Annotated in this window: 22 protein-coding genes and 3 riboswitches; of the genes, 15 read left to right on the plus strand and 7 right to left on the minus strand. The window is 55.1% G+C overall.

The annotated features are described in order from the left end of the window. The first annotated feature begins 150 nt into the window (after positions 1-150). From M0651_RS01770 to M0651_RS01825, 12 genes are all read left to right on the plus strand, one after another. Positions 151-1,476 carry a putative DNA modification/repair radical SAM protein gene (locus M0651_RS01770; protein ID WP_248550122.1) on the plus strand — a complete coding sequence of 442 codons (1,326 nt, stop codon included), beginning with the start codon at positions 151-153 and terminating at the stop codon, positions 1,474-1,476. Next, on the plus strand, positions 1,461-2,231 hold the full coding sequence (locus M0651_RS01775; protein ID WP_248550123.1) for a TIGR03915 family putative DNA repair protein: 771 nt from the start codon (positions 1,461-1,463) through the stop codon (positions 2,229-2,231). The genes M0651_RS01770 and M0651_RS01775 overlap by 16 nt, the downstream gene beginning before the upstream one ends. Positions 2,232-2,366: 135 nt before the next feature. After that, a complete protein-coding gene (locus tag M0651_RS01780) occupies positions 2,367-3,248 on the plus strand; it encodes a TRM11 family SAM-dependent methyltransferase (RefSeq protein WP_248550124.1) in 882 nt (293 codons plus the stop codon). 142 nt (positions 3,249-3,390) lie between these two features. After that, positions 3,391-4,965 (plus strand): methyl-accepting chemotaxis protein, encoded by a 1,575-nt coding sequence (locus M0651_RS01785; protein WP_248550125.1) that lies wholly within the window; start codon positions 3,391-3,393, stop codon positions 4,963-4,965. Between the two features lie 87 nt (positions 4,966-5,052). Continuing rightward, positions 5,053-5,262, plus strand: a riboswitch (cobalamin riboswitch). 243 nt (positions 5,263-5,505) lie between these two features. Next, complete coding sequence (locus M0651_RS01790; RefSeq protein WP_248550126.1) at positions 5,506-6,516, plus strand: ABC transporter substrate-binding protein; 1,011 nt, start codon at positions 5,506-5,508, stop codon at positions 6,514-6,516. Then, positions 6,513-7,562: a FecCD family ABC transporter permease gene (locus M0651_RS01795; RefSeq protein WP_248550127.1), complete on the plus strand. Its 1,050-nt coding sequence runs from the start codon at positions 6,513-6,515 to the stop codon at positions 7,560-7,562. Before M0651_RS01790 ends, M0651_RS01795 begins: the two co-directional genes overlap by 4 nt. Then, positions 7,559-8,347: an ABC transporter ATP-binding protein gene (locus M0651_RS01800; protein ID WP_248550128.1), complete on the plus strand. Its 789-nt coding sequence runs from the start codon at positions 7,559-7,561 to the stop codon at positions 8,345-8,347. Before M0651_RS01795 ends, M0651_RS01800 begins: the two co-directional genes overlap by 4 nt. Positions 8,348-8,398: 51 nt before the next feature. Beyond that, the gene (gene cobT / locus M0651_RS01805; protein ID WP_282577683.1) at positions 8,399-9,487 is read left to right on the plus strand and encodes a nicotinate-nucleotide--dimethylbenzimidazole phosphoribosyltransferase; all 1,089 of its coding nucleotides are present in this window, start codon (positions 8,399-8,401) and stop codon (positions 9,485-9,487) included. Next, positions 9,484-10,077, plus strand: a complete 594-nt coding sequence (cobU, locus tag M0651_RS01810) for a bifunctional adenosylcobinamide kinase/adenosylcobinamide-phosphate guanylyltransferase (protein WP_248550129.1) — start codon at positions 9,484-9,486, stop codon at positions 10,075-10,077. The genes cobT and cobU overlap by 4 nt, the downstream gene beginning before the upstream one ends. Then, entirely contained in the window at positions 10,074-10,928 is an 855-nt protein-coding gene (cobS, locus tag M0651_RS01815) for an adenosylcobinamide-GDP ribazoletransferase (RefSeq protein WP_248550130.1), read from the plus strand. The genes cobU and cobS overlap by 4 nt, the downstream gene beginning before the upstream one ends. A 229-nt stretch (positions 10,929-11,157) precedes the next feature. Further along, positions 11,158-12,735 (plus strand): cobyric acid synthase, encoded by a 1,578-nt coding sequence (locus M0651_RS01820; RefSeq protein ID WP_248550304.1) that lies wholly within the window; start codon positions 11,158-11,160, stop codon positions 12,733-12,735. A 23-nt stretch (positions 12,736-12,758) separates the two neighbouring features. After that, positions 12,759-12,901, plus strand: a riboswitch (cyclic di-AMP (ydaO/yuaA leader). 160 nt (positions 12,902-13,061) lie between these two features. Further along, complete coding sequence (locus tag M0651_RS01825) at positions 13,062-14,213, plus strand: KamA family radical SAM protein (RefSeq protein WP_248550131.1); 1,152 nt, start codon at positions 13,062-13,064, stop codon at positions 14,211-14,213. A gap of 78 nt (positions 14,214-14,291) precedes the next feature. Here the strand turns inward: M0651_RS01825 and M0651_RS01830 are convergent, their stop codons facing one another. Further along, positions 14,292-15,983 carry a methyl-accepting chemotaxis protein gene (locus M0651_RS01830; protein WP_248550132.1) on the minus strand — a complete coding sequence of 564 codons (1,692 nt, stop codon included), beginning with the start codon at positions 15,981-15,983 and terminating at the stop codon, positions 14,292-14,294. Positions 15,984-16,249: 266 nt separating this feature from the next. Next, entirely contained in the window at positions 16,250-17,335 is a 1,086-nt protein-coding gene (locus tag M0651_RS01835; protein WP_248550133.1) for a M24 family metallopeptidase, read from the minus strand. A 195-nt stretch (positions 17,336-17,530) separates the two neighbouring features. Here M0651_RS01835 and M0651_RS01840 point away from each other — a divergent pair, with 195 nt between their 5' ends. Both M0651_RS01840 and M0651_RS01845 read left to right on the plus strand, forming a co-directional pair. Continuing rightward, positions 17,531-19,003: an MDR family MFS transporter gene (locus M0651_RS01840; protein ID WP_248550305.1), complete on the plus strand. Its 1,473-nt coding sequence runs from the start codon at positions 17,531-17,533 to the stop codon at positions 19,001-19,003. A 6-nt stretch (positions 19,004-19,009) separates the two neighbouring features. Then, positions 19,010-19,591 (plus strand): PadR family transcriptional regulator, encoded by a 582-nt coding sequence (locus M0651_RS01845; RefSeq protein ID WP_248550134.1) that lies wholly within the window; start codon positions 19,010-19,012, stop codon positions 19,589-19,591. A 152-nt stretch (positions 19,592-19,743) separates the two neighbouring features. On the opposite strand, the gene M0651_RS01850 is transcribed toward M0651_RS01845, so the two are convergent. From M0651_RS01850 to queC, 5 genes are all read right to left on the minus strand, one after another. Continuing rightward, positions 19,744-20,715: a 2-hydroxyacid dehydrogenase gene (locus M0651_RS01850; RefSeq protein ID WP_248550135.1), complete on the minus strand. Its 972-nt coding sequence runs from the start codon at positions 20,713-20,715 to the stop codon at positions 19,744-19,746. Positions 20,716-20,769: 54 nt separating this feature from the next. After that, a complete protein-coding gene (queF, locus tag M0651_RS01855) occupies positions 20,770-21,267 on the minus strand; it encodes a preQ(1) synthase (RefSeq protein ID WP_248550136.1) in 498 nt (165 codons plus the stop codon). Positions 21,268-21,698: 431 nt separating this feature from the next. Next, the gene (gene queE, locus M0651_RS01860; RefSeq protein WP_282577685.1) at positions 21,699-22,586 is read right to left on the minus strand and encodes a 7-carboxy-7-deazaguanine synthase QueE; all 888 of its coding nucleotides are present in this window, start codon (positions 22,584-22,586) and stop codon (positions 21,699-21,701) included. Next, positions 22,501-22,995, minus strand: coding sequence for a 6-carboxytetrahydropterin synthase QueD (queD, locus tag M0651_RS01865; RefSeq protein ID WP_248550137.1), 495 nt, complete (start codon positions 22,993-22,995; stop codon positions 22,501-22,503). Before queD ends, queE begins: the two co-directional genes overlap by 86 nt. Continuing rightward, a complete protein-coding gene (queC, locus tag M0651_RS01870; protein ID WP_248550138.1) occupies positions 22,992-23,660 on the minus strand; it encodes a 7-cyano-7-deazaguanine synthase QueC in 669 nt (222 codons plus the stop codon). The genes queD and queC overlap by 4 nt, the downstream gene beginning before the upstream one ends. A gap of 198 nt (positions 23,661-23,858) precedes the next feature. After that, positions 23,859-23,902, minus strand: a riboswitch (PreQ1 riboswitch). 218 nt (positions 23,903-24,120) lie between these two features. Here queC and M0651_RS01875 point away from each other — a divergent pair. Continuing rightward, positions 24,121-25,632 (plus strand): copper amine oxidase N-terminal domain-containing protein, encoded by a 1,512-nt coding sequence (locus tag M0651_RS01875; protein WP_248550139.1) that lies wholly within the window; start codon positions 24,121-24,123, stop codon positions 25,630-25,632. Positions 25,633-25,747 lie beyond the last annotated feature (115 nt).

Genomic DNA, 25,747 nt, shown 5'->3' on the forward strand with positions numbered 1-25,747 from the left:
GCACTTTTGCAGGTTTTTTGCTTTTTAGGGGACCTTTGGCGGCAAAAGCCTGCACAATTGCAGGTTTTTCCTCATGCTAGGCGTGAGAGGCAGTTCATTGACAGGAACGTATGTTCGTAATATAATGCAGCCAAAAGGGAGGCTGCAGGAATGAATCTATATGACAAGCTGACTATTTTGACGGATTCAGCCAAATACGATGTATCGTGTTCTTCTAGCGGCGTCGAACGGGGAAGTGGGGGGAGCGGCGACAGCCGGACGGTGGGGAATACCGTGGCCTGCGGGATCTGCCACAGCTTTGCTGCCGACGGACGCTGCATCTCACTACTCAAGCTGCTGATGACAAACGCCTGCATTTATGATTGTAAATATTGCGTCAATCGCCGCTCGAACGACACGCGCCGTGCCGCGTTTACACCGGAAGAGCTGGCGGAACTGACGATACATTTCTACCGCCGCAATTACATCGAGGGCTTGTTTCTCAGCTCGGGGATCATGCGCAGCCCGGATTATACCACGGAGCAGCTAATCCGGACGCTGGAGCTGCTGAGGAAGCAATATGGATTTGCCGGGTATATCCACGTGAAGGCGATTCCCGGCGCCGCCCCCGCGCTGATCGCCCGGTTGGGGCTGCTTGCGGATCGGATGAGCGTGAATATTGAGCTGCCCTCCCAGAACAGCTTGCTTCAGCTTGCGCCGGATAAGAGCAAGGAGGCGATTCTGAAGCCGATGCGCGCCATTCGGCAAGGCATCCGCGAGAACGGTACTGAGCTCGTGAAATACCGCCATGCCCCCCGGTTTGTGCCCGGCGGACAAAGTACCCAGCTCATCATCGGCGCTACGCCGGACAGCGATCTAAGCATCTTGAATTTGACGGAGGCGCTGTACCGCAAATATGAGTTGAAGCGGGTGTATTATTCCGCCTATACGCCGGTGGCGGAGCATACGCTGTTGCCGTCGCTGGACACCAAGCCCCCGCTGCTGCGGGAGCACCGCTTGTATCAAGCAGACTGGCTGCTGCGTTTCTACGGCTTTGAAGCCAAGGAACTGCTCGATGAACGGACGCCGAATTTTAATTTATTCATGGATCCGAAATGCCATTGGGCCGTCCAGCACATCGATCGTTTTCCGGTGGAGGTCAATACGGCTCCTTATGAAACGCTGCTGCGTGTCCCCGGGATCGGCATACGCAGCGCTAAACGGATCGTGGCGGCGCGGCGAACGGGGCGGCTTGATTTTCATGGATTAAAGAAGCTGGGTGTCGTGCTGAAGCGGGCGCAATACTTCCTCACTTGTTCTGGCCGTCGGCTGGAAGGGTTGAAAGTGAACGAGAGTACAATTCTTAGATCCTTGCTTTCTCGCAAGGAAATGGACCTGTACCTGCCACAGCCGAAGGCGGAGCAGCTGTCGTTGTTCTCCGACGAGGAGTTAGCGGGGACAGCGGGAAGGGAGCTCGGCGCATGGCTGCTTGGATGAAGGGAGCGGCTTACGCTTATGACGGGAGCTTCGACGGCCTGCTTAGCTGTGTATTCGAAAGCTATGAACGCAAGGAAGAACTGGTCGATCTTCGAGCTGACGATGACCCGCAAGTGAAGTTATTTGAGTCGAGGTGGGTGGAGACCTCACCTGAGAAGGCGTCCAGGGTCTACAGCGCCATCAGGCGGAGCATCTCGCAGGACGCCCAGGAGCTCGTCCGCCGTGGGTTCCTGACTTGCGAGCCGCAGAAGGATTTGCTGATCTACCGCTTCCTGCGGCTTGGATTCCGGCATGGGCGGGCGGTTATGGATATGCTGACCGAGACGACGGTGCATCGGCTGCGCAAAGCCGTAAGACATTTGAATACGGAAAGTCACGCTTTGATGGGTTTTGTCCGTTTCTCGGTATACGGCGATGTGCTCGTTTCGGTGATTGAACCCAAGAACCGCGTGTTGCCGATCTTAGCCCCGCATTTTAGCAACCGTTATCGGCAGGAGGCGTTTCTGATCTACGATCAAACTCATCGTCAGGCGCTGATCCACCGCCCGAAGGAGGCGACTCCGGATCGGACGGGAATCGTGGATCTCGATGAGCTCGTCCTGCCGGAAGTGGGGGAGCAGGAACGGGTGTACCGCCGGTTGTGGAAGCAATTTTACGACACCGTGGCGATCCGGGAACGGCTGAATCCGCGGGCGCAAATGTCGCATATGCCCAAGCGATACTGGGCGCAGTTGACCGAAATGCGGGAGGATTGAACATTCTGGTACAATGGGGAGATAAGGACAAGAGAGGATGTCACTAGATTGAACCCAAGCTACAATTTGAATTCATCCCCCATCACGTATTTTTATCCTTTTGCCAGCCATGAGAGCGAGCGGGAGCTCTGTCTGATGGAGCAACGCGCCCTGTTCGGGCAGGCTTCAGAGGGAGCGGCCTATTTGGAAAGCCCGCTCCGGCTGCCGCCCAATCGCAGTCCGTTCGTACAGCTGCGGTTAGATGTTTTGTTTACCGCGCCTACTTTGGCTGAGCTTGGTGAACTGGCGTCGCTGCTGGAATTGGAGGGCTATACCTTCAAGGTCCGTTATCTCAAAAGTGGACAGCGGCAAACCTATGAAGGAGAGCGTGAGGCCGAGCGCCGGATAGGTGCCCGGATTCGCGGCATCGCGGAGATGCGCGAGCCTGAAGTGACCTTGGGACTGCTGGCGCGGCAGGACGACTGGGTACTGGGGATTTGCCGCATCTCCGAACCGGTCTGGCTTGCGCACAAGGAGAAGCCAAATAACTATTCCACCGGGTTAACGACGGTGGTGGCTCGGGCGCTGGCCAATATTGCCGTGCCCAACCCGGAAGGCAAACGAGTGATCGACCCGTGCTGCGGGATGGGAAATGTGCTGATCGAAGCGTTGTCGATGGGGATCGACATCGTTGGGCGGGATATCAATCCTGTTGCAATCCGCGGAGCAAGAAGCAATCTGCGTCACTTCGGTTATGAGGATACAGCAATCGTGAAAATCGGCGATTTGAACGAGCTGGACGGGGAGTACGACGCTGCGATCGTCGATCTTCCCTACAATTTGTGCTCGGTGCTGCCTGCTGTGGAGCGGCGGCGGATGCTGGACAATGTAAGGCGAATCTCGACAAGAACGGTGATCGTCTCCACCGAGCCGCTGGAGCAAGATATGACTGAAGCGGGATTGATTGTTACGGATCGCTGTACCGTTAGCAAAGGCCATTTTGTCCGAAAAGTATGGGTGGTTAACAGGGAAAGGTAACGTAGTGTGTTACCCTCCTCTTTTTTATTTATAGAAATCCGTCGATTTTTTGCACAGGGGCTCGAAATCCCCAATTTTTCCCTTTCTATGACTCTGGTCCTATTCTATAATGTTAGAAAAATTTACATATAGGGGTGGGGACATGGATCGACTTCGTTGGTTGGGAAAATACGCCGCGTGGTTTGGGGCGGGATTGGCGGTGCTTCTTGCGGTTTATGTGATAGGGGCGAAGACGCCGTGGTACATCACGGTTCTGACGTTACTGATGCTTCTCTGCTGGGGATACTCGATGCTGCAGGCGGGAACCAGGGAGTCTGCACGCTGGAGTAGGTTGCTGGGAAACAAGCCGATTGCGTTAGGGGCCGGCGAACATCAGCGGGACGAGGTTGATTGGACGGCGGTCGTCAATGAATCGCTGGTGGCAGCGGATCGGCTGCAGGCGGCGGTCAGCGAAGTGAGCGGTAGCCTTGAGCAGCTGCAAAGATTAGCCGATGTGGCAGCGGCGGAAGATTTGAAGCTGAAGCACAGCAGCGAGCGTTCGCTGGAACAGGTACAGGAGAGCTTGGCAGCGATGGAAGAGGTAGCTGCATCAGCTTCCCAAATCCATGACGCCGCGGAGCATCTCCTTCGCCGCAGCGAGCACACCCGGGCCGAAGCGGTGCGTATGGCCGGGGCGCTTGAAACGGCGGATGGCACGATCCGTTCGTTGGCCGACTCCCAGGAATCGATTGCCGAGCCGATGGAGGAGTTGGAGACCAATACGCGCAAGCTGGGCACGTTGTACCGGAGTCTGGAGGAGATTGCCGGGGAGGTGGCTTTACTGGCGCTAAATGCCTCGATCGAAGCGGCTCGCTTAGGTGACCAGGGCAAAGGGTTCGATGTGGTAGCCGTGCGCATGCGCCAACTGGCGGACCAAAGTACCGAGGCAATCAGTCGCTCTGCGCCGTTATTCCGGCAGATCACTGCGGACGTTGACCGCGTGAAGTCTACGTTAAAAGGAAGTCGGGATTCGGCGATGGAGGGCATTACCCTCATGAAGCGAATGGGGGAGGATATCCGTTTCATTGCAGAGGAAGTGGCTGGGGTGAACGGGCTGGTTGCGGAGACGGGGCAGCGCAGCCGGGAGCAAGCTGAAATGACGCGTAACATGGAGGCCATGCTGGGTGAGGTCCATGAAGCTCTGAACCGGAGTATTATTCATGTGGAGGGCGCGCTGACTCGAATGGAGTCCGAACGCGAGCATATTGCCAAGTTGCAGACGGTGGTCGTGGGACTCGACCGGGCGCAAGGCGAGCTGATGGTTTCGCTTAACTCGGTGTATTCGGGGGCGGATGCTGCCGCTGAAGGTGAGGATACGGTGGCGTTGGGGCAGGTGTATGCCCGGAAGCTGCTTCAAGCAGCCGATCAGCCACAGTTCCTGGCGATGGAACCGGCTGGACACCGAGCGGCATTGGAAGAGCTCTTGACCGCGGAACCCGGCCTGGAGGCAGCTTGGTCCAACCGCGAGGATGGATCCTTTGTCGTTTCCATTCCGGAGGCCGGCCTGCTGAACGCCAAAGGCCGGGATTGGTTCCGCCGTGCGCTTGCCGGGGAGACAGTCATCTCTGAGGTGTATATCTCGGCAATTACGAAACGGCGGTGTATGACGCTGGCCGTACCCATCCGCCGCGGAGGCGAAGCGATCGGCGTCCTGGGAGCTGATTTGTCTCTGGAGTGAAGTCGAATTCATGGCGAAATGGATTAGATATTGTCAGTAGCCCTCTTTTCCCCTATAATCCAATAGAGAAGAAAGCCTTAAGACAAGCGTACAAATTGTGCCCGTAGGTCCTGAAGCAACGGTGAAGAACGCCGTGCCGCTTCGGGTTAAAAGGGAAGCCGGTGCAAATCCGGCACGGTCCCGCCACTGTAAACAGGGACGAGCTCATGATGCCACTGTCGCTCGCGAGGGAGATGGGAAGGCGAGCTTTCGTCAATACCTGGAAGTCAGGAGACCTGCCACGGGAAATCAAGACGGTCCTTCGAGGAAAGGATAACGTTCTGCCAAGAATATCATGGCTTGGCGCCGGACTGTGGAGCATTTTCCCTTCGTCGGCGCGCAGCATGACTTTGTAGACGTAACCCCATCCGCCAGGATTGGGGTTTTTCTTTGTTGCCGGGATGGTGTTCGCCTGGACTTGAAGTCCGGCTGCACGACGTACCGCTGAAGCACGAGGCGATTCTTTACCAACGGGAATGAACAAAAAGGGGAGATTTGGAGATGAAGAACTGGAGACGAATCGGGAGCCTGGGTTTGCTGGCATTACTGCTGGTGCTGGCTGCCTGCGGTAACAATAACACAGTGAACCAAGGAACGAGGAACGCAGCAGAGGCGGCGCAACCAACGCAAAACGCAGGAACGAACGCGGAGGCGAATCAACCGGCCGTACAGGAGACGACTTATCCTTATACCGCAACGGATTCCACTGGCAAGGAGTTCACATTTAACGCAGCGCCGGAACGAATCGTTTCGCTGGCGCCTTCAGAGACGGAGGTGCTGTTTGCGCTTGGGCTGGACGAACAAGTCGCCGGCGTATCTGATTTAGACGACTATCCGGAAGCGGTGAAGGACAAACCGCGGATGGGCGGATTCCAGGTGAACGTTGAAGCGGTCGTGGCAGCGCAGCCGGATCTCATTCTGGCGGCTAATCTCATTGATGAGGCGACGGTCAAAAGCTTGACAGATATGGGGCTAACCGTCTTACAGTCCAATCCGAAAACGATTGACGCGGTGATGGAGCATATTCAAACGATCGGTGAAATTACCAATCAGCAGGCCGAAGCGACCGAGGTGATCGGGAAGATGAAGCAGGAAATCCAAACCGTGACCGACGCGGTTGGATCTCTGAGCGAGGACCAGAAGCAAAAGGTATATATTGAATTCTCCCCGGGTTGGACAGTCGGCAAAGGCGAGTTCATGGATGAGATGATCACGTTATCCGGCGGCATTAACGTCGCTTCCGATGTCGAGGGGTGGTCCGAAATAAATGAGGAACAGATTATCCAGGCGAATCCGGACGTCATTTTATATGCAAAAAGCGTAATTGACGAGAATAATAAGACATTGGCCGAAATCATCAAAGGTCGTTCAGGCTGGGACCAAATCACGGCCGTGAAGGAGAATCGAATTATCGCTTTAGACGATAATCTCCTCAGCCGCACAGGCCCTCGCGTAACGCAAGGGCTGATCGAAGTCGCCAAGGCGGTTCATCCGGACTTGATCCAGCCATGACGCGCGGCAGATTAGCAGGATACGGTGCGGCCGGGCTCGTACTGCTGGCCGTGACGCTGCTGTTCTGCATCGGCATCGGCTCCGTATATGTGCCTGCCGGGGATATCGCGGCTATTCTGCTGCATCGGCTCCCGGGACTTGGTCGCCTGATTACGCCGGATTGGAGCACCGCAGCGGAGCAAATCGTCGTTCAGGTTCGCCTGCCCCGCGTGCTGCTCGGCATGTTGGTCGGCGCTTCGCTCGCCGTGGCGGGCGCCGGGTTTCAAGGTGTGCTGCGCAACCCGCTGGCCGATCCGTTCACGTTGGGCGTATCGTCGGGTTCGGCGATTGGTGCGGCTGTGCTAATTTTTTTCGGATGGCAGTTTTCGTTGCTTGGCATCTTTACGTTACCGATAATCGCCTTCGTTACGGGGGCGGTTACGTTGTGGATCGTGATCTGGTTGGCCCGGGAGAACGGGAAGCTGCCGATCGAAAGCCTGGTCTTGTCCGGGGTCGTGATGCAGTCTTTTCTAGGTGCGGTCGTATCCTTCTTAACGGCGATGTCGAAGAAGACGATCAATGAAATTTATTATTGGACGATGGGAAGTTTGAGCTTGCGCGGATGGTCGTATACGGCCATCCTTTTGCCGTATTTACTGCTGGGAGCATTGTTCCTCTGGAGCCGGGCTAAACACTTGAATCTGCTGACTCTTGGCGAACGTCAAGCTTCTCATTCCGGAATGGCGGTGGAACGGACGAAGCTGGCGGTGCTGCTCGTTGCCACGCTAATGACCGCGGCAGCGGTGTCGGTGTCGGGGGTGATCGGGTTTGTGGGTTTGGTCGTTCCTCATATGATCCGACTAATCACCGGACCGGATTACCGCTTGATTATCCCGTTGTCCGCCTTGGGCGGGGGGATCTTCATGATGTGGAGCGACCTGGCTGCCCGGTCGTTGCTGGCTCCCACGGAAATTCCGCTGGGGATCGTCACCGCGTTTGTGGGGGCACCTTTCTTTGGATATCTGCTGTATCGGAAAAAGAAGCAAAGAGAGGAGGAACTGCGTTGATCGAGGTGTCGGGAGTTGCGAAGGCGTTTGGCCGGCTGGAGGTGTTGAAAGATGTAGACTGGCAGGTTGGCCGCGGTGAGTTTTGGGGATTGATTGGTCCAAACGGTAGTGGCAAAACGACTTTGCTGAATCTAATCTCAGGCGTGGAACAGCCGGATGTCGGCTCCATTGCGCTTGGGGGGCATTCGCTGGCTGCTTACTCCCGCAAGGAATTGTCGCGTAAGGTCGCCGTGCTCCAGCAGGACGGCCTTCCGTCTGTGGCGTTTACGGTTCGCGAGGTCGTGGAAATGGGGCGATTTGCCCATCAGGATTGGCGCGGCAAGGAGAGCGGAGGGGCGGAAGCAGGCCGTCGCCTCATCGACGGAATTATGGATCGCCTCGACTTGAAGGAGCTGGAGCATCGTCCGCTTCACGTGCTGAGCGGGGGGCAACGGCAGAGGGTGGCGCTTGGGAAGGTGATGGCCCAGCAACCAGAGTTGGTATTGCTGGATGAACCCACGACTTATCTGGACCTGCGTTACCAAATGCAATTTATGGAGCTGGTGGCCGAATGGCGGCGTGAAGCAGGGCTTACCGTCGTATCCGTGATGCATGATCTGAATTTGGCCGCGTTGTTTTGCAGTCATCTGCTTGTTATGAGCGGTGGCCGGATAGTGGATCAGGGAGAGCCGGAGGACATACTGTCGCCGGAGCTAGTCGCTGCGGTGTTTGGGGTTCAGGCTCATCAAGTGATACATCCGGATGCGGATGTTCCGCAGCTGCTGCTGCGCAGGGAACGGCTGTAGAGGCGTCGGAAGTATGAAAGGAATGCTTAAGGAAGAGAGGGGAATAAAGTTATGGGATATGATTCATTAGGGCAACTGTTACAAGGGATAACTCCACTGGACCAAGCCGCAATGGCAGGGGCGCGCGTCCATGTGGACCGTTTGACGAAACCGCCGGGAAGCCTCGGAAAGCTGGAAGAATTGGCTGAGAAGCTGGCGGGCATCACGGGCGAGATCCGACCGATGTTCTCGAAACGTTCGGTGATCGTCATGGCGGCAGATCACGGCGTTTGTGAGGAAGGGGTCAGCGCGTTTCCGGCAGAAGTGACTCCGCAGATGGTGCACAACTTCTTGACCGGCGGCGCAGCGGTGAATGTGCTGGCGCGTCAGGCTTCGGCCGACGTCGTTTGCGTGGATATCGGGGTGAATGCGGAGTTATCGCATCCTGCTCTTGTCCAGCGAAAGCTGCGTTACGGAACCGGGAATATGGCTAAAGGACCGGCAATGTCCCGAGATGAAGCCGAGGCGGCTATCTTAGTGGGTGTCGAGGTGGTTGATGCCGCGGTGTCCCAAGGCGTACGATTGTTTGTCACCGGGGAGATGGGCATCGGCAACACTACGGCCAGCGCTGCGATCATGAGCAGCCTGACGGGAGTTACCCCGCAGCAGACGGTTGGACGCGGAACCGGGGTCAACGATGAACGGCTGCTGCACAAAATCGCGGTTGTGGAGCGGGCACTGGAGACTAACCATCCGGATGCAGATGATCCGCTGGATGTGCTGGCCAAGGTGGGTGGCCTGGAAATCGCCGGATTAACCGGCGTCATCCTGGGGGCCGCCGCCCGGCGCTGCCCGGTCGTGATCGACGGATTTATTTCGTCCGTCGCCGCGTTGCTGGCGGTACGGCTGAAGCCAGAGGCGGCCGGTTACCTGATCGCTTCGCATGTCTCTCACGAGCAAGGACACTGCGCCCTCTTGAAGGAGCTCGGGCTGAATCCGATGCTGGAGCTGGACATGCGGCTGGGCGAAGGCACGGGCGGCGTGCTGGCGCTCCATCTCGTCGATGCGGCCTGCCGCATCGTGACCGAGATGGCGACGTTCGAGAGCGCCGGCGTCACGGATGGCAAGCAGGGCGCAAATGACGGGGAGACGGCGCGATGAAAATCCTGGTGACCGGCGGCGCTCGCAGCGGCAAAAGCACGTTCGCCGAACGTTGGGTGATGAAACAGGCGAAGGCCGCCTGTTATGTGGCAACGGCGCAAGCGTTTGACGACGAGATGAAGGCCCGGATCAACCTGCACCGTCTCCAGAGGGAGCAAAGCGGGTTCGCTTGGACAACCCGTGAAGCGCCGCTTGGTCTGGTTGAGCTGTTGCAGGAGTTAGGTGAACAACCGGATAGGATGGAGGAGATCTCGGTCTCGGAAGTCACTTGCCCGATCGTGCTGATCGACTGCTTGACCCTATGGCTGTCGAACGTGCTCCTTCGCGCAGGTGATGGCCCGGATACCTCCGACGCCGTGTTGGCGAGGGAAATCGAGCGGCTGGCCGCTGCTGTAGAAGCTTTTCCCGGCACGCTGGTGATGGTGACCAACGAGGTGGGCAGCGGGATCGTTCCCGAGTATCCGCTAGGCCGGCAATACCGGGATTGGGCCGGCCTGCTGAACCGCACGATGGCGTCAATATCGGACCAGGTCTTTCTGGTCACCGCGGGAATCCCCATCGAGCTGAAAAGCCTGGAGTATCGCTTATGACCGTATCGAGACGCGATACTACTGCCCGGAAGGACAAATCGGGTACTCTGCAACCGTTGCTGGCCGCCTTCCAATTCCTGTCCCGCTTCCCGGTTCGGGCCGAACTGGAATTTACGCCGGACCTGTTGCGACGCAGCACCGCTTATTATCCGCTAGTGGGAGCAGCGATCGGCGCCTCCGTCTGGGCGGGAGGCTGGCTCGCCGCTTGGCTGCTTCCGCCGCTTCCGGCGGCCGTACTCGCCTTAATTCTCGGGGTCTGGTTAACCGGAGGGCTGCATCTGGACGGTTGGATGGATACGGCCGACGGGCTGCTTAGCTACCGGTCACGCGAGAAGATGTTGGAGATTATGAAAGACAGCCGGGTTGGTGCGATGGGAGTATTGGCCTGCGTTCTCTTGCTTTTGCTTAAGGCCTCGTTGTTGGCATCCCTCCTCCAAGGAGACATGGTGACAATGGGGCTCGTGTTGTTGATGGCCCCTTTATGGAGCCGCTGGTTTATGAGTCGGGCGATGTATCGATGGCCGAAAGCGCGGCAAGGTGAGGGGTTAGCCGCGCAGTTCCACGGCTTCGGTGAGCGGGATGCCTGGGGGGGCACGATAATGGCAGTCACATTAACCGTCATGGTGCTGCTGCTAACCCTGCTCCTGTCGCTGGGCGAAGCTGACGAAACCGCGTTGCTTCGCTCATTACTCTATATCGTTGTGGCGCCTTTGATTGCTTGGGCAGCGGGAACCTGGGCGGCCCGTCGGATCAGTGCCAAGCTGGGCGGCTTGACGGGTGACACGTACGGGGCGCTTGGTGAAGGGCTGGAGGCCGTCCTTCTGCTGCTCGCCGTGTTGATATTGCGGTAAGGCCCAGGTGTTAATGTTGAGGTAAGTCCATGTCCTAACCCAGGTTTTGCGCCATTATCCCTTATGTTCAAGGTGCTGATTACGTTACAAGGGCGCTTACCCTTAACGAAAGGGATAATCGTACAAAGCCGCCTACAGGGGTAGCAAATCTCACGATTCGGAAAGGAGTGGAGTTCAAGTGAACAAAGGGTCTGACGAGTTTGCAGCCGCTGCGGCCAGCCCGGTTCTCATGATCCAAGGTACGGCATCGGATGTGGGAAAAAGCGTCATCGTGACGGCGCTGTGCCGTATTTTCGCGCAGGATGGGCTTCGTCCAGCTCCGTTTAAATCGCAGAATATGGCTCTGAACTCCTACGTTACACCTGACGGATGCGAAATCGGCCGGGCGCAAGGGGTCCAGGCGGAGGCTTGCGGGATCGATGCCACCACGGACATGAATCCAGTATTGATCAAGCCAACGGGTGAGATGCATTCGCAAATCGTCGTTCACGGCCGTCCTTACCGACATCTCAGCGCATCAGACTATCGCGAGGAATTCCTGCCCCACGCCAAGTCGCTGGTGATGGAAGCGCTCGGGAGATTACGCACGAAACACGGTATCGTTGTCATGGAGGGGGCTGGCAGCCCGGCGGAAATCAACCTGAAGCAGCGGGATATCGTTAATATGAATCTGGCTGAGTGGGCAGATGCTCCGGTCATTCTGGTTGGCGATATCGATCGAGGCGGTGTATTTGCTTTTCTCGTCGGTACGTTGGAGCTGCTGGAGCCGCACGAACGAGCCCGGGTCAAAGGGTTCATGATCAATAAGTTCCGCGGCGACTTGTCCCTGCTTCAGCCTGGATTGGATTGGCTGGAGCAGCGAACGGGAATTCCCGTGCTGGGCGTACTTCCCTTCCTGCCAGATCTGGATATTGAAGCGGAGGATTCCGTTGTCCTGGATACCTACGCAACCCGCTCGGAGAAGGCGGTTGGCAAGGAGTTGGACATCGCGGTTATTCGTTACCCGCGGATTTCTAATTTTACTGATTTTGCACCTTTGGCCGCCGAACCGGACGTATCGCTTCGTTATGTGAGCAGCCCCTCGGAGCTTGGTTGTCCGGATGCCGTCATTTTACCGGGAACTAAGGACACGATCGGGGATTTGGAATTCTTGCGGGTACAAGGACTGGAAGGAGCGATTTGCAGACTGATCGAAGGGGATACCCAAACCCAGCTAGTTGGCATTTGTGGCGGATATCAAATGCTGGGAGAACAGCTGCATGATCCAGAAGCGGTAGAATCCGGCCAAGCGAGATCTACGAGGGGACTCGGTTTGCTGCCTTTATCGACGACCTTCGTACCGGGCAAGAGAACCATCCGCGTTTATGGCCATACGGTAGACAACCTGCCAGTTCCGCTGGTTCCTTCAGATCGCCTCCTCCCAATCGAGGGTTATGAAATCCACTCTGGCACGACGAAGCGGCTTCAGGACATCCGCCCTTTGTTTATGCTGCAAGCCGAAGGGCTAGAGCCAGGGCAAGGAGGAGTGAAGGAGAATTCGCATCCGGAAGGAGCAGCCCGCGCAGACGGGAGAGTATTCGGGACATATCTGCATGGGGTATTCCACAATGATGCTTGGCGACGTGCCTTGTTGGATGGGCTGCGTACAGGCAAAGGTCTAGAACCCTTGGGGACCACCTTTGCGTCCTCCTTACGGAAGGAGGAGGCCTTCAACCGACTGGCCGATGAGGTCCGCGGCCATTTGCGGATGGACCTGGTATACGAAATCTCCGGAATTCGCCCGAGGGTAGAAGAAGGTAAGCTTTGACAAATCAGGTGATTCTAAGGTAGCATGATAATACGCTTAATTTTCGATGAGTAAAGTCGAAAAGCGGGGGAACCACTTTTTGGGGCGAATCGTTGCTAGTACTAACGTAGGGAACCATCTTTCCCGAGCCCGTCAGCTAACCTCGTTTGCAGTGGATGGGTCATCTTAAATATATTCAGTCATCAATTAATGACCCTGTTTATTTGAGCGGGGTCTTTTTGTGTTTCTCAAGGGATATGACCCGAGCATTCGGCGGAGTACTCACATTCACTGCAAGGTTTCCGGCTTCTTCTTTACCCATCGACCCATTAAAGGAGGAGATGATTATGGCAAATCCGAAGTACATCACCGACATTGCCAAGGTGAGCGAGTTGTCCGAGCAGGAGCGGCAGGAACTGAAACCGATAACGGACAAATTCGTCTTTCGGGTGAATGATTACTATCTGAATCTGATTGACTGGAACGATCCGGAGGACCCCATCCGCAAGCTGGTGATCCCGAATACGGGCGAACTGAAAGAATACGGGCGCTGGGACGCTTCCGACGAGGCGACGAACTATGCGGTTCCCGGCTGCCAGCACAAGTACCGGACGACCGCGCTGCTCATCGTATCCGAGGTTTGCGGCTCCTACTGCCGCTATTGTTTCCGCAAACGGCTGTTCCGTAACGATGTGAAGGAGGCGATGTCGGATGTGACGCCGGGCATTGAGTACATTGCTCAACATCCCGAGATTAACAACGTGCTGCTGACCGGCGGTGACAGCCTGATCCTGGCCACGAGAAAGCTGCGTTCCATTCTCGAACAGCTGCGGGCCATTGAACATGTCAAGATCATCCGGCTTGGCTCCAAAATCCCCGTTTTTAATCCTATGCGAATCTATGAAGATCCGGAGCTGTTGGATCTGATCAAGGAATTCTCGACCGTAGACCAACGTATTTATGTCATGGCGCATATCAATCATCCGCGCGAAATTACCCCTGAGGCTAAGAAAGGCTTCCAGGCGCTGCACGACGCCGGTGCAATTGTGGTTAATCAGACCCCGATCCTCAAAGGCATTAACGACGATGCGGCCGTGCTTGGCGAATTGCTGGATCGGTTATCCTGGGCCGGCGTCACCCCTTATTATTTCTTCATCAACCGTCCGGTCGCCGGAAATGCTGACTTTGTCATTCCGCTGAAACGGGCGTATCAGCTGGTTGAGGAAGCGAAAGCTCGCACATCGGGTTTAGGCAAGCGGGTGCGCCTGTCGATGAGTCATTCGTCGGGCAAAATCGAAATTTTGGGGATCGATGACGGCCATGCTTATCTCAAATACCATCAGTCGCGAGACAATGAGTATGGCAAATTCATGATCTTGCCTTGTCCGGATGAGGCCGCTTGGTTCGATGATCTACCGGGCAGCGAAGCCTATTGGAAGAAGCCGGAGAGGGAGTGGGAGGAAGTTGATTCCGTAAACGAAATGTCCTATACCGGTTAAATAAATGTACCCTGACCGTCAGCCCCGGTAATTCTGGGGGAGTGGTCAGGGTACATTTATTTCGATTTGCGTCGTCCGTTAAATACGGAACTTTGCAATCGATTCCTGCAGCGACAACGCCTGTTCATGCAGCGAACGTACCGTGCGAGCGTGGCTTTCCATTTCGCTGAGTTGCTGCTGCGAATAATTGGCGATTTGCTCCATGTTCGCCAACGATTTGGCGGTAATGTTCGCCGACTCCTCAACGGAAGCGGTCACTTCCTCGGTACCGGCGGACACCTCCTGTGTGGATGCAGAGACGGATTGGATCGTCAAGTTGACGTTCTGAATGAGCTCCGTCAATTGTTCGAAGGCTTGTCCGGCTTGCTTCACGCGCTCGGTACCAGAGACGATCTCCTCGCTGGCTCGTTGCATCGCGCTGACAGAATTCTCCGACTCTTCCCGGATGCTGAGCAGGTTCTCCCCGATTTCCTCCATCGCCAGGCGGGATTGCTCGGCCAGCTTGCGGACTTCCTCGGCTACGACAGCAAATCCTTTCCCGTGCTCCCCGGCCCGTGCGGCTTCGATCGCTGCGTTGAGCGCCAGAATATTAATCTGCTTCGTGATTTCCGTAATCGTCCCCACAACGTTCGAAATCGATTCGGAACGGTCGTTCAAGGTGCGAATATGCTCAAGGGTCCGGTTGGCCGCATCCTCTACGTTCTGCATTTGCATCACAGCCGTCTGCGCCAACGTATTGCCGGTTCCAGCTTCATCGGCAGCTTGTCCGATCCGTTCGGTGACTTCGCCGGACGAAGCGGCGATATGCTGCACGCCTTGCGAAATTTCTTCCATGGCCCGGGCGTTTTCAGCTGCGGCGGAGGCAATCGTGATGCTGCCAGCCTCGATTTCCCGTGTGGCTGCACTCGAACGCGAAATCAAATCCTCAAACGTTGTAACCGATCGAGACAAATCTTCCGAGCCGCCTACGACCGCATGAGACGTTTCCATGACGGCGGCGAACATATCCTTAAGCTGGTTGGTCATTGTCCGGAAGCTGCCGGCAAGTTGGGCTACTTCGTCATTCCCCTTCACTTCGATCGTTTGACGGAAATCGCCGCCGGCCATTTTCTCCGTAATCGCCACCAGTTTCTTGATCGGTTTCGTGATCCGCGTACTGACAAAGTATGCCGCCGCCATCCCCGCGATAATGACAAGCAGGGTGATCCCGATACATATGTATAAAATTTGGTCCTTCTTCTGATCGATGAAGGTGGCATCCAGACCTACGGCCAACATCGCTTTGCTGCCGGGAATTGCGATAAAAGCTGTTTTGTGCGAACCGAATTCGTCAGAATATAACTCGCTGATTTGTACCCCGCCTTTGGATGCTTCGGACATGGCCGGTTGGAGGTCCAGCTTGTCGCCCGGTTTCATGCCGGAATTCTCGTTCGTGGCCAAAACGGTAGCACCATCCTCCTGAATCTGAAGCAGATAAGCGGTGCTCAGGTTAAAGTCCTTGGCACTCTTCGTCAAATACGTCTCCACCGTGAAGCGTGAATTATCTTTGCCGCTGAGCAATTGCAGGGATTGGGTCGTATCCAGTCGTTTGAAGATGTCCTGGGTACTGGTCTGCAACACTTTGTCAAACTGCGGCAGCACATTCTGGTCAATAATCCCCATAGAAATGTTATAAAAGCTGACACTAAACAAAAGAGATGATACGACAATGATCACCGCATAGGTACTCATCAGTCTGCGGCTTATGGAGCGATTAATGACCTTGAACACGAAAATCCTCTCCGTTCCCCTTAAATAATGGATTTATATCGATGCATGGATCGAACCTGCGGTCTCTCTTTTTTAACCAATGGTTCATAAGTATCATTTTATAGGAAAAAACGTCCGTTGAAAACGAAAAAGTCGTACTTTTTTTGGTTTTCGTAAGATCTTTCATAAATACATACCTAAATCGATCGGAAAAAGTTGAAAAAAAGAGCCTTGCGACTCGTTTTTCGGATCGCAATGCTCTTTATCTATAAATGTAACATTCTATGTTAGAGGTGGGTTAGCTGTTTGGGGTAAGTCGTTAGGACTTCTACGCCACTCGCGGTAACCAGAACATCATCTTCGATGCGGACCCCCCCGAGCCCTGGGACATAAACCCCCGGTTCAACGGTAAAGACGTTGCCCTCCGCCAGCAGCAGTTCGTTCTCTCCATGGACAGAAGGGAATTCGTGTACGTCGATCCCCAGCCCATGACCCAGCCGGTGGATAAAATAAGGTCCATAACCGGCGGCTTCGATGACCTCACGGGCGGCGCGATCGATCGAGGCGAAGGTGACGCCTGGCTTAATGGCGGCGATCGCCGCTTCGTTGGCGGCAAGCACAGTTTCATAAATGCGAATCAGCTCGCCGGAGAGCTCTCCGACTCCAAAGGTACGGGTGATATCCGAAGCGTAGCCGTCTGCGTAAACGCCGATGTCAAACATGAGCAAGTCGCCGCGCCGGATCAACCGGTCGCCGGGAACCCCGTGCGGCAGTGCTGTTTTTTCACCGGACAACACCATCGAGTCAAAGGAAGGACCGTCCGCGCCAAGCTTGCGGATCTGGTACTCCACTTCGGCGACGAGTTCACTTTCGCTTACGCCTTCCTTCACTTTCAGAAGCGATTGACTGAGCACCTGTTCGATTAAATGTACGGCATGTTTGATTTTGCCGACCTCTTCCGTACTTTTGCGAACCCGCATGTCACGGAGCCAGGGGCCGACATCCATATATCTCGAGAACGCCAGCTTCTCCTGCATCCGTTCGAAGTTGGCTACGGATACCTGCGCCTTCTCGAAGCCAAACGTGCCAAGCGCGCCTGTCAGTCGCTGATTCAGGAGGGCATAAGGATCGTCCGTATCGCCGTGAGTGAGGATCTCCGTAAGGTCGGTCGCTTCGCGGGCTGCCTCCTCATCGAGTGCCGGGACAACCAGGAAGGGTTCGCTTCCCGACTGAAGGACGGCGCCGAGGAAGCGTTCATGCGGATTGCTCAAGAAGCCGGTGAGGTAATACACATGCTTGGGATCTGTAATTAGCAGCGTGCTGACGCCGGATTCGCGCATTTTGCGTTCTAATTCGGTCCATTTTTCATTCATTTTGAAAAAACTTCCTTTCATTCGATCTCTTGTTTCATTATAGAGCAAAGCGAATTATTATTAAAATGTTTACTTTTTAGATATTTTCAATAAAATAGGAAGAGGTCATGTATTCAAATTTGAATAAGAAACAAAGGAGAGAAAATATTGGCTACAGACAAGAAAGATCATACTCGCCTCATCCTGGTCGGACTGATGCTGGCGATTCTCATGTCGGCGATGGACAACACGATTGTGACGACGGCCATGGGGACGATTGTCGCCGATCTCGGCGGGATGGAACAATTCGTTTGGGTGACTTCAGCTTATATGGTTACTGTCATGGCAGGGACGCCGATTTTTGGCAAGCTGTCGGATATGTACGGTCGGAAACGCTTCTTCCTATTTGGCATCGTGATGTTCCTGTTGGGCTCCGTGCTCTGCGGCCTTGCCGGCAGCATTGTGCAGTTGAGCATCTTCCGGGCGATCCAGGGGATCGGCGGGGGCGCGCTGATGCCGATTGCGTTTACGATCATTTACGATATCTTCCCGGTAGAGAAGCGCGGGAAAATGACCGGACTAATGGGCGCCGTATTTGGAACGTCCAGCATTTTCGGTCCGCTGCTGGGAGCCTTCATCACTGATGCGCTCAGCTGGCACTGGGTATTTTACATCAACGTGCCGATTGGAATCGTGTCTCTGGTGATGATCATTATCTACTATAAGGAGTCGCTCACGCATGCGAAGCAGCAGATCGACTGGGGTGGGGCGTTTACCTTGGTCGGAGCTGTGGTGTGCCTGATGTTTGCGCTGGAGCTTGGCGGCGAGAAATACGCTTGGGATTCCGGCGTGATTTTGGGCTTATTTGCGGGATTCGCCGTGCTCTTCATCGCGTTCATGCTGCTCGAAACGAAAGCGCAAGAGCCGATTATTTCGTTTGATATGTTTAAAAATCGGCTTTACGCAACAAGCTGTTTGCTGGCTTTATTTTACGGGAGTGTATTTATCGTCGCTACGGTATACATCCCGATCTTCGTGCAAGGGGTATACGGCGGTTCTGCGACCAACTCCGGTATTATTCTGATGCCGATGATGATCGGCTCGGTGATCGGCAGTATGCTGGGCGGAATGATGGCTTCGCGTATTCCTTACCGCACGGTGATGGCCTTGTCGGTTGTCTGCTTCGTCGGCGGGATCTTTGCGCTTAGTACGTTAACAAACGATACGTCTCGTTTGCTGCTTACGGCTTACAGCATACTGACGGGCTTTGGCGTGGGGTTCTCCTTCTCGGTGCTCAGCATGGCGTCCGTGCATCACTTCGACATGCGGCAGCGTGGAGCGGCGACGTCAACGAACTCGTTTCTCCGCTCGCTGGGGATGACGCTAGGAATTACGATCTTTGGTATCGTGCAGCGTAACTTGATGTCGGGAGCAATGACGGATGCGTTTGCCGGCATGGGACAAGGCGGGGCGAATTTCGGGGATACCCGGGAGGCGTTAAGTCCGGAGAAAAGAGCGCTGATTCCCCCAGAGATTTTGGATAAAATCACGGAGGCGATGTCCTCTTCGATCGCCAATACCTTTATGTGGGCGCTGGTTCCGACCGTCTGCGCGGTGTTGGTCGTGATCGCGATGCCGAAGGACCGGATCGAACGTATGACGGCCAAGCCTTCAAATCAGCAAGGTTAAGCGAATATGAAGGGGTTAGCTATTCGCCTCTGCATCCTGGGCTTGCTGCTTGAGGAGGATCAACATCCTTACGAGATGTTGATTCGCATCCGGGATCGCTTTCTCGATCAACACGGTAACTTTAAAATTGGCTCCCTGTATTACGCGGTCGACCAGTTAGCCAAAGCTGCGTATATCGAAGCGGTGGAGACCATCCAGACCGATGGACGTCCGGACAAGAAGGTTTACCGGATTACGGACAAAGGGCGGGGGTATTTTCACAAGTTGCTGGTCGACCGTTTTCAGGAGGAAGTGTCCGGTTATCATCCGCTGCATGTCGCTTTGGTGTTCGCTAGGCACGGGGATCGTGACAAGGTAGCGGCTTTGCTAGAGGATCGCATCCGGGAAGCGGAACATCAGGTGAATTTGAGCTACCAGGTCTACGAAGAGCATCGCGGAATTGTGCCGCGGAGCGTACTGCACTTGATGGCCGGTCGCTACGAGCATGCCCGAACGGAGTTGGCCTGGCTGAAGCGACTTTATGCGGATGCCGAGGCTGGGCGGTTGGGCGACCGCGATCCGGCCGATTTGCTGGACGAAGAAGAATAAGAAACTCCCCCGGGGAGCGTAGGCGATTTTCGCTTACGTTCGTTCCCAGGGGAGTTTTTTCGTTTATTCGAGGAGGAGGGTGTACGTTAGTTAGGAAATGTATAACTTGTTTCATCCTTCAACGGACAATGGACTGCCATCGATTGCGTCAGTCAGACCCGCAGTTCCTTGACCAGACTCGGCGGTGTCCGGCCTTCCAGTGCGGCGACCAGGTTCTCGGCAGCTCGCATCGCCATCTGCCTGCGGGTCTGATCCGTCGCCGAACCGATATGCGGCAAGGTTACGACGTTGGGTAATTTCAGCAGCGGATGGTCCGGATCAATGGGTTCCTTTTCGAACACGTCGAGACCTGCGCCGTAGATTTGTCCGTTCTGCAAAGCGGCGGTCATCGCCTGCTCGTCAACGGTTGCCCCTCTCGAGGCGTTGACGAATACGGCTGTTGGCTTCATCAAGGCAAATTCACGCGCACCGATCAGCTTGCGGGTTTCCGGTGTGAGCGGTGTGATCAGCACGATGAAATCCGCTTCTTGCAGCAAATCGTCTAAGGAGCAATAAACGGCGCCCAGCTTGGCTTCGGCCTCCGGTTTGCGGCTGCGGTTGTGGTACAACACATCCATGCCGAAGCCAAATTGCCCTCGGTGGGCAACGGCTTCGCCGATTTCACCCATCCCGATGATTCCCAGCTTCTTGTGGTGGACATCCAGCCCAAACAGGTTTTGGCCATCGCCGCGTTTCCATTGCCCGGCCTTGACGTATTTGTCCAGCTCGGATATCCGGCGGGCGACGTCCAGCATTAAGGCAAAGATAAGATCGGCGACCGTGTCGTTCAGGACGGCTGACGTGTTGGTGCCCATTACACCGCGGGCTTTCATCGCATCTAGATCAAAGTTGTTGTAGCCCACGCTGATATTGCTGACGACTTTTAATTTAGGCGCATGGTCCAGCAGCTCCTGATTAATACTGCGGTCTGCGGTTAACAAGCCTTCCGCGTCGCTCAGACTGGCTAGCAGTTCGTCACGGCTCATCGGCTCGTCTCCATGCCATTTGCAGATTTCGCAATGCTCGGCAAGGTAACTCTCGACTTCCGGGGGGATCGGCCGGGAGATAAACACTTTCGGTTTCATGATGTACTCCTCTCTCGAATGGGAAGGTCTGAATGATTCAAGTCAAGGGATTGATTAGCGGTTATCGATCTTCTCCGGATACATGTCGTGATTCATCAGGCGATGTTCAGCCATCGCTTCGTATTTGGTGCCGGGGCGTCCGTAATTGCAGTAGGGATCGATGGAAATGCCGCCGCGAGGGGTGAATTTGCCCCAAACCTCGATATACTTCGGCTCCATGAGCTTGATCAGATCGTTCATGATGATGTTAACACAATCCTCGTGGAAATCACCGTGATTGCGGAAGCTGAACAGATACAGCTTGAGCGACTTGCTTTCCACCATTTTGATGTCAGGAATATAACTGATGTAGATGGTGGCGAAGTCCGGCTGTCCCGTGATCGGGCACAGGCTGGTGAATTCCGGACAGTTGAACTTTACAAAATAATCGCGGTACGGGTGCTTATTGTCAAAGCTCTCCAGCACCTCAGGCGCATAGTCAAAAGGATATTTCACACCCTGGTTGCCCAGCAGCGTGACGTCCTGCATTTCTTCGGGGTTTCTTCCGGCCATGGGAGGCCCTCCTTTTAATATATTCATTTCGCGTTGCTTGCGTCGCGTGTTGTGCTTTACGCTCAAAGCCTTTGGCGGATGATTCTAACGGACCGTACAGCCCTTATTTGCCTATTTCCCGGTCATTTCCCGCTGTAACGGACTCCAGCGACCTTATTTGGCCCTAATCGCAGCTGATTTGCTGCGTTTCTACGAAATAAGGTCTCCTCAGTCCGTTAGAATCGGGGAATGCCCTCCGAGCGGCAAATAACGTCTCTGGAGTCCGTTAACCGCAGGGAGGCGGCTTCGGTAGCTAGCGTAACCCGAGACAGAGTAGCGGAGCGTAGCTGGAAGCTGTGTGAGCAACGGAGGTCTCGGCTGAATTCAAAATTCGACGCCGCCTTTGTCTCTTCGAACTGCTTCGTGATCCAAGGTCGATTTTTGAACTACCGCTACACGCCGCGTTTGTTGCCCCAGACGAGGGCGTGGAGCTGCGGCAATACCCGGACGTTGTTCAGGTCCGGCGTGGCGACTACTTTGTCTATCAACGCTTCGTAACGGCGCAGCAGGTCAGACGCATGCTCCTGGATGTCCATCCGTTTCACGTCCGGGTTGCCGACCTGCACATACATCGGCACAGCGGGATATCGGCTGTGCACTTGATTCGCATAATCCAGGTCGTCATCGTCGAACACGACGACTTTCAGGCTGACGGCGAGCGGGTGGGGGCGGGCGGCCAACCTGTCGACGATGTCGTCCAGAACGTCCCAGTCGGTGTCCATGCCCGAGCTTGGCGGCTTCGGGGACAACGTCACCTGGTCGACCGCGGCTAGCCACTCCTGCCAGCGCGAGCCTTGGGTTTCCACTGCGACGGCGATGCCTTCGGCATGGAGTACCTCGACCAGGCCGACGAGCTGCGGCAGAAGGGCGGGGTTGCCGCCGGACAAGGTGACGTGGGCGAATCGGTCGCCCCCGATGTCGCGCAGCTCGCCGAGGATCTCGGCCGGGGTTAGGCGGCGGATCATGTCCTTCGCGCTGCCGTCCCAGGTAAAGGCCGAGTCGCACCAAGCGCAGCGGTAGTCGCAGCCGGCGGTGCGGACGAACATCGTCTTTTGCCCGATGACCATGCCTTCGCCTTGTACGGTGGGGCCAAAGATCTCCAGGACGGGGATCGGCAGCTCGCGGGTTTCTCCAGTTCCTTGAACAGGCACGGATGACTCCGGTGCAATGAGCTGTGCAGAAGCAGAAGTCTCTTTACTCATCCCGCATCCACTCCCGTCTTGCTTCGGCATAGCTGGTCGGCGTCTCGTAGAGGCGAACGAACTCCGTCCGGCCTTCAAGCGCCGGATTCCTGTAGGCTTCGGATTGCAGCGCCTCCTCCATCTTCTCGAACAGCCACACCACCATATTCTCGGCGGTTGTGTTCATCGGCGGCAGCGTTTCATTAATATAACGGTGGTCCAGGTACTCTTCGATTTCGTTCTTCCAGATCTCCTTGATCGTTCCAAAATCAACGGTCATGCCGATTTCGTCCGGCCGACCGCTGATGCCGAACACCACTTTGTAGGTGTGGCCGTGCAAGTTCTTGCATTTACCGTCATAAGCATGTAAATGGTGCGCCGCATCAAAAGTGAACTCCTTGCTGACCAGCACCCGGCGGCGGTGGTAACGCAGCTGGTCTTGGCCAATGTCCTGGCCCAGCTTCTGCAACGCTTCAACGATGCGAAATTCTCCCGGTGTCCGGATCATCGATTATCCGCCTCCTGGCGCTCCAGCAAGTATTTATCCAACCCGGCTTTTCTCAGCTTGCAGGCCGGGCATTCACCGCAGCCGTCACCGATGACGCCGTTGTAGCAGGTCAACGTCCGTTCGCGGACGAACTCGAAGGCTCCAAGCTCATCGGCCAGCTTCCAGGTCTCCGCTTTGTCGATCCACATGAGTGGGGTATGGATCACGAACTCGTAATCCATCGCCAAGTTCAGCGTGACGTTCAGCGATTTGACGAAAACATCGCGGCAGTCGGGATATCCGCTGAAGTCCGTCTCGCAGACGCCGGTGACGATATGCTTGGCGCCTACGCCTTTGGCCAACACGGCGGCAAAGCTTAGGAAGAGATGGTTGCGTCCGTCTACGAACGTGCTGGGCAACTCGCCCTCCTGGTGCTCAATCGCGATGTCGCTGCGCGTTAAAGCATTTTGCGTTAATTGGCCGAGCAAGCTCATGTCCAGCACGGTGTGTTTGATGCCGAGCTCGGCGGTAATGGATTTGGCGCAATCGATTTCCAGCTTATGGCGTTGGCCATAATCAAAGGTCACGGCCTCGACCTCGCCGAACTGCTGAACGGCCCAGAACAGGCAGGTGGTGCTGTCTTGACCGCCGCTGAACACAACAACGGCTTTTTCATTTTTAAGCATAAAAAAACCCTCCGTCTTCTTGAATAGTGAAGCGGGAAAGTGTGGCTTTCCTGCTCATTGGCAGAAGAAAGAGAGTTCTTGAACTGATCACAAAAAAACAAGCCCGTTCGACCGGCATGGCGTTCCTTGGCGCTGCGTCTCGTTGCGAATAAGCAAACGAACGTAGGGGCACGAAAGAACCCGCCGAATCTAGGCTGGGCATTTATAGTTTTTTATAGAGGGAGTTCTCGAACCTCTCCCATGCGCCCTATTCAGGGATACATGGACTTCTTCTTCAATTCCATAAGCGCTTGGGAACAAGGCCCTAGGCACAAAGCTCATTATAGCATATTTTGCTCGTTTAGGAAGAGAGGAGGGCCGGGAAGATCAACGATTTTTTTAACAAAATGGAGGAAATTTCGGTTCACAAACCAGAGGAATTAACCGATAATGGAAGAGATTAACTAAAGGAGGGTATATCATGAGAAAAATCAAATGGCTGGCCATTCCACTGGCCCTGCTGCTGGTGGCGCTCACAGGATGCCAGGCGGTCGGCGGGTTTGACGTGGCCAAGGCGCTGGCAAGCAGCGTGAAGACAACGAGCAGCGAGTCGAAGCAGACCGTTACCGTTGAAGTTGTTCCCGCTGCATCGGCAAAGCTGACTGCAGAAGATCAAGAAGCGATCGATCTCATTAATTCGTTCTCCCTGAATATCGACAGCGCGAAGGTGCAAGATACCAAACATATCTCCATGAAAGGCTCTGTCGGATTGAAGGAGGAAAAGATTCCATTCCTCTTCTCCATGGACGACAAGGGTATTGCGCTGGAGGTTGAAGGCGCGAAGCAGCCATTGTACATATCCCTGCAGCCGGCTATTCCCGGCCTAGCAGATACGAGCTACATGGAAGCCGGGGCACAGGAGCTTTCCGTCAAAATGGCGGAATTTGTTCTAAAGCATTTCCCGAATCCTTCGGTATTGACCGTGAAGCAAACCTCAACGCAGGTGAATGGGGAAACGCTGAACTTGACGAATCTGCACGCAGAAGTGCGTGGCGACGAGCTGTTCGGGCTGATTAAGCCATTTCTTTCCAGCGCGGTGAAGGATGAGCAAGGGCTCAAGGATCTGATTGGTGGCTATTACGATGTGTTGACTCCTTTCCTGAACACGTTAGGAGACCTTCCGGAGGATACGGAAATTACCCCGGAACTGGCACAGGAAACGAAGAAACAAGCCATCGATGAGCTGTACACGGAAATTAAACAAGCGATTGAAGAACTGCTTGCCACTTACGACGAAGATGTGGCCGATTTGTTCGCCGAAACCCCGGAACTTGCTACGGTGTTCGGGAAAGATACGGTTCTGAAGCTGGATCTTTATTTCGACAGCAAGCTGAACATCCGCAAGCAAACAATGGAATTGAACGTAACGCTTCCGGCTTCCGAGGACCTTCCGATCTCTGCGATCAAGGTGCGCAGCGACAGTGAAATGTGGAACATCGGCGGGACGGTAACCGCGGATCAAGTGGATACGCGTGAAGGCGTGCTCGACGTGACCGAAACAGAACCAACTCCGGGGCAAATTTTACGCAACTTTAAGGATGTTACACCGCTTTATAAATTGCTCAAGGAAGATTTCCAATTGGGATATAAACAGGTTGTGCTCGATACCCAAAGTGAATACTATGGTGTCATCACAAAGAACGGCACCTCCTTTGTGCCGCTGCGTTACCTGTCCGAGCAATTGGATGCCGAGGTGAAATGGACGCCGGGCTCCGGCCAATTGGTCGTAATCGATGACCTTACAGGCAAGCAGATCGTCCTGAAGGTCGGCTCGAAGCAAGCGACGGTGGACGGCAAGGTTGTGCAGCTCAGCCAACCTGCTTTTGTGCACAAAGATGGTTCGACTTATGTACCGCTGCGTTTTCTGACAGAGGCGCTCGGGGCAACGGTGGACTTCGACGCTGAAGGTTGGATCACGATCATTAGAGAATAGACAGAGTAGATAAGTACAGATGGGGGATCTTTCTGAGTCATCCGGTTGATGGCTTGGGAGGATCCTTTGTTTTTTTGGGGAAGATTGATTATGTGTCCCGGTTTCTGTATAATGA

It is taken from the genome of Paenibacillus mellifer (genome assembly GCF_023195895.1).
GTDB lineage: Bacteria > Bacillota > Bacilli > Paenibacillales > Paenibacillaceae > Fontibacillus > Fontibacillus mellifer.

Coding starts and splice junctions, on each gene's coding strand:
- M0651_RS01770 (WP_248550122.1), top strand. CDS start 151: ATGAATCTATATGACAAGCTGACTATTTTGACGGATTCAGCCAAATAC.
- M0651_RS01775 (WP_248550123.1), top strand. CDS start 1,461: ATGGCTGCTTGGATGAAGGGAGCGGCTTACGCTTATGACGGGAGCTTC.
- M0651_RS01780 (WP_248550124.1), top strand. CDS start 2,367: ATGGAGCAACGCGCCCTGTTCGGGCAGGCTTCAGAGGGAGCGGCCTAT.
- M0651_RS01785 (WP_248550125.1), top strand. CDS start 3,391: ATGGATCGACTTCGTTGGTTGGGAAAATACGCCGCGTGGTTTGGGGCG.
- M0651_RS01790 (WP_248550126.1), top strand. CDS start 5,506: ATGAAGAACTGGAGACGAATCGGGAGCCTGGGTTTGCTGGCATTACTG.
- M0651_RS01795 (WP_248550127.1), top strand. CDS start 6,513: ATGACGCGCGGCAGATTAGCAGGATACGGTGCGGCCGGGCTCGTACTG.
- cobT (WP_282577683.1), top strand. CDS start 8,399: ATGGGATATGATTCATTAGGGCAACTGTTACAAGGGATAACTCCACTG.
- cobU (WP_248550129.1), top strand. CDS start 9,484: ATGAAAATCCTGGTGACCGGCGGCGCTCGCAGCGGCAAAAGCACGTTC.
- cobS (WP_248550130.1), top strand. CDS start 10,074: ATGACCGTATCGAGACGCGATACTACTGCCCGGAAGGACAAATCGGGT.
- M0651_RS01820 (WP_248550304.1), top strand. CDS start 11,158: ATGATCCAAGGTACGGCATCGGATGTGGGAAAAAGCGTCATCGTGACG.
- M0651_RS01825 (WP_248550131.1), top strand. CDS start 13,062: ATGGCAAATCCGAAGTACATCACCGACATTGCCAAGGTGAGCGAGTTG.
- M0651_RS01835 (WP_248550133.1), bottom strand. CDS start 17,335: ATGAATGAAAAATGGACCGAATTAGAACGCAAAATGCGCGAATCCGGC.
- M0651_RS01840 (WP_248550305.1), top strand. CDS start 17,531: ATGCTGGCGATTCTCATGTCGGCGATGGACAACACGATTGTGACGACG.
- M0651_RS01845 (WP_248550134.1), top strand. CDS start 19,010: ATGAAGGGGTTAGCTATTCGCCTCTGCATCCTGGGCTTGCTGCTTGAG.
- M0651_RS01850 (WP_248550135.1), bottom strand. CDS start 20,715: ATGAAACCGAAAGTGTTTATCTCCCGGCCGATCCCCCCGGAAGTCGAG.
- queF (WP_248550136.1), bottom strand. CDS start 21,267: ATGGCCGGAAGAAACCCCGAAGAAATGCAGGACGTCACGCTGCTGGGC.
- queD (WP_248550137.1), bottom strand. CDS start 22,995: ATGATCCGGACACCGGGAGAATTTCGCATCGTTGAAGCGTTGCAGAAG.
- queC (WP_248550138.1), bottom strand. CDS start 23,660: ATGCTTAAAAATGAAAAAGCCGTTGTTGTGTTCAGCGGCGGTCAAGAC.
- M0651_RS01875 (WP_248550139.1), top strand. CDS start 24,121: ATGAGAAAAATCAAATGGCTGGCCATTCCACTGGCCCTGCTGCTGGTG.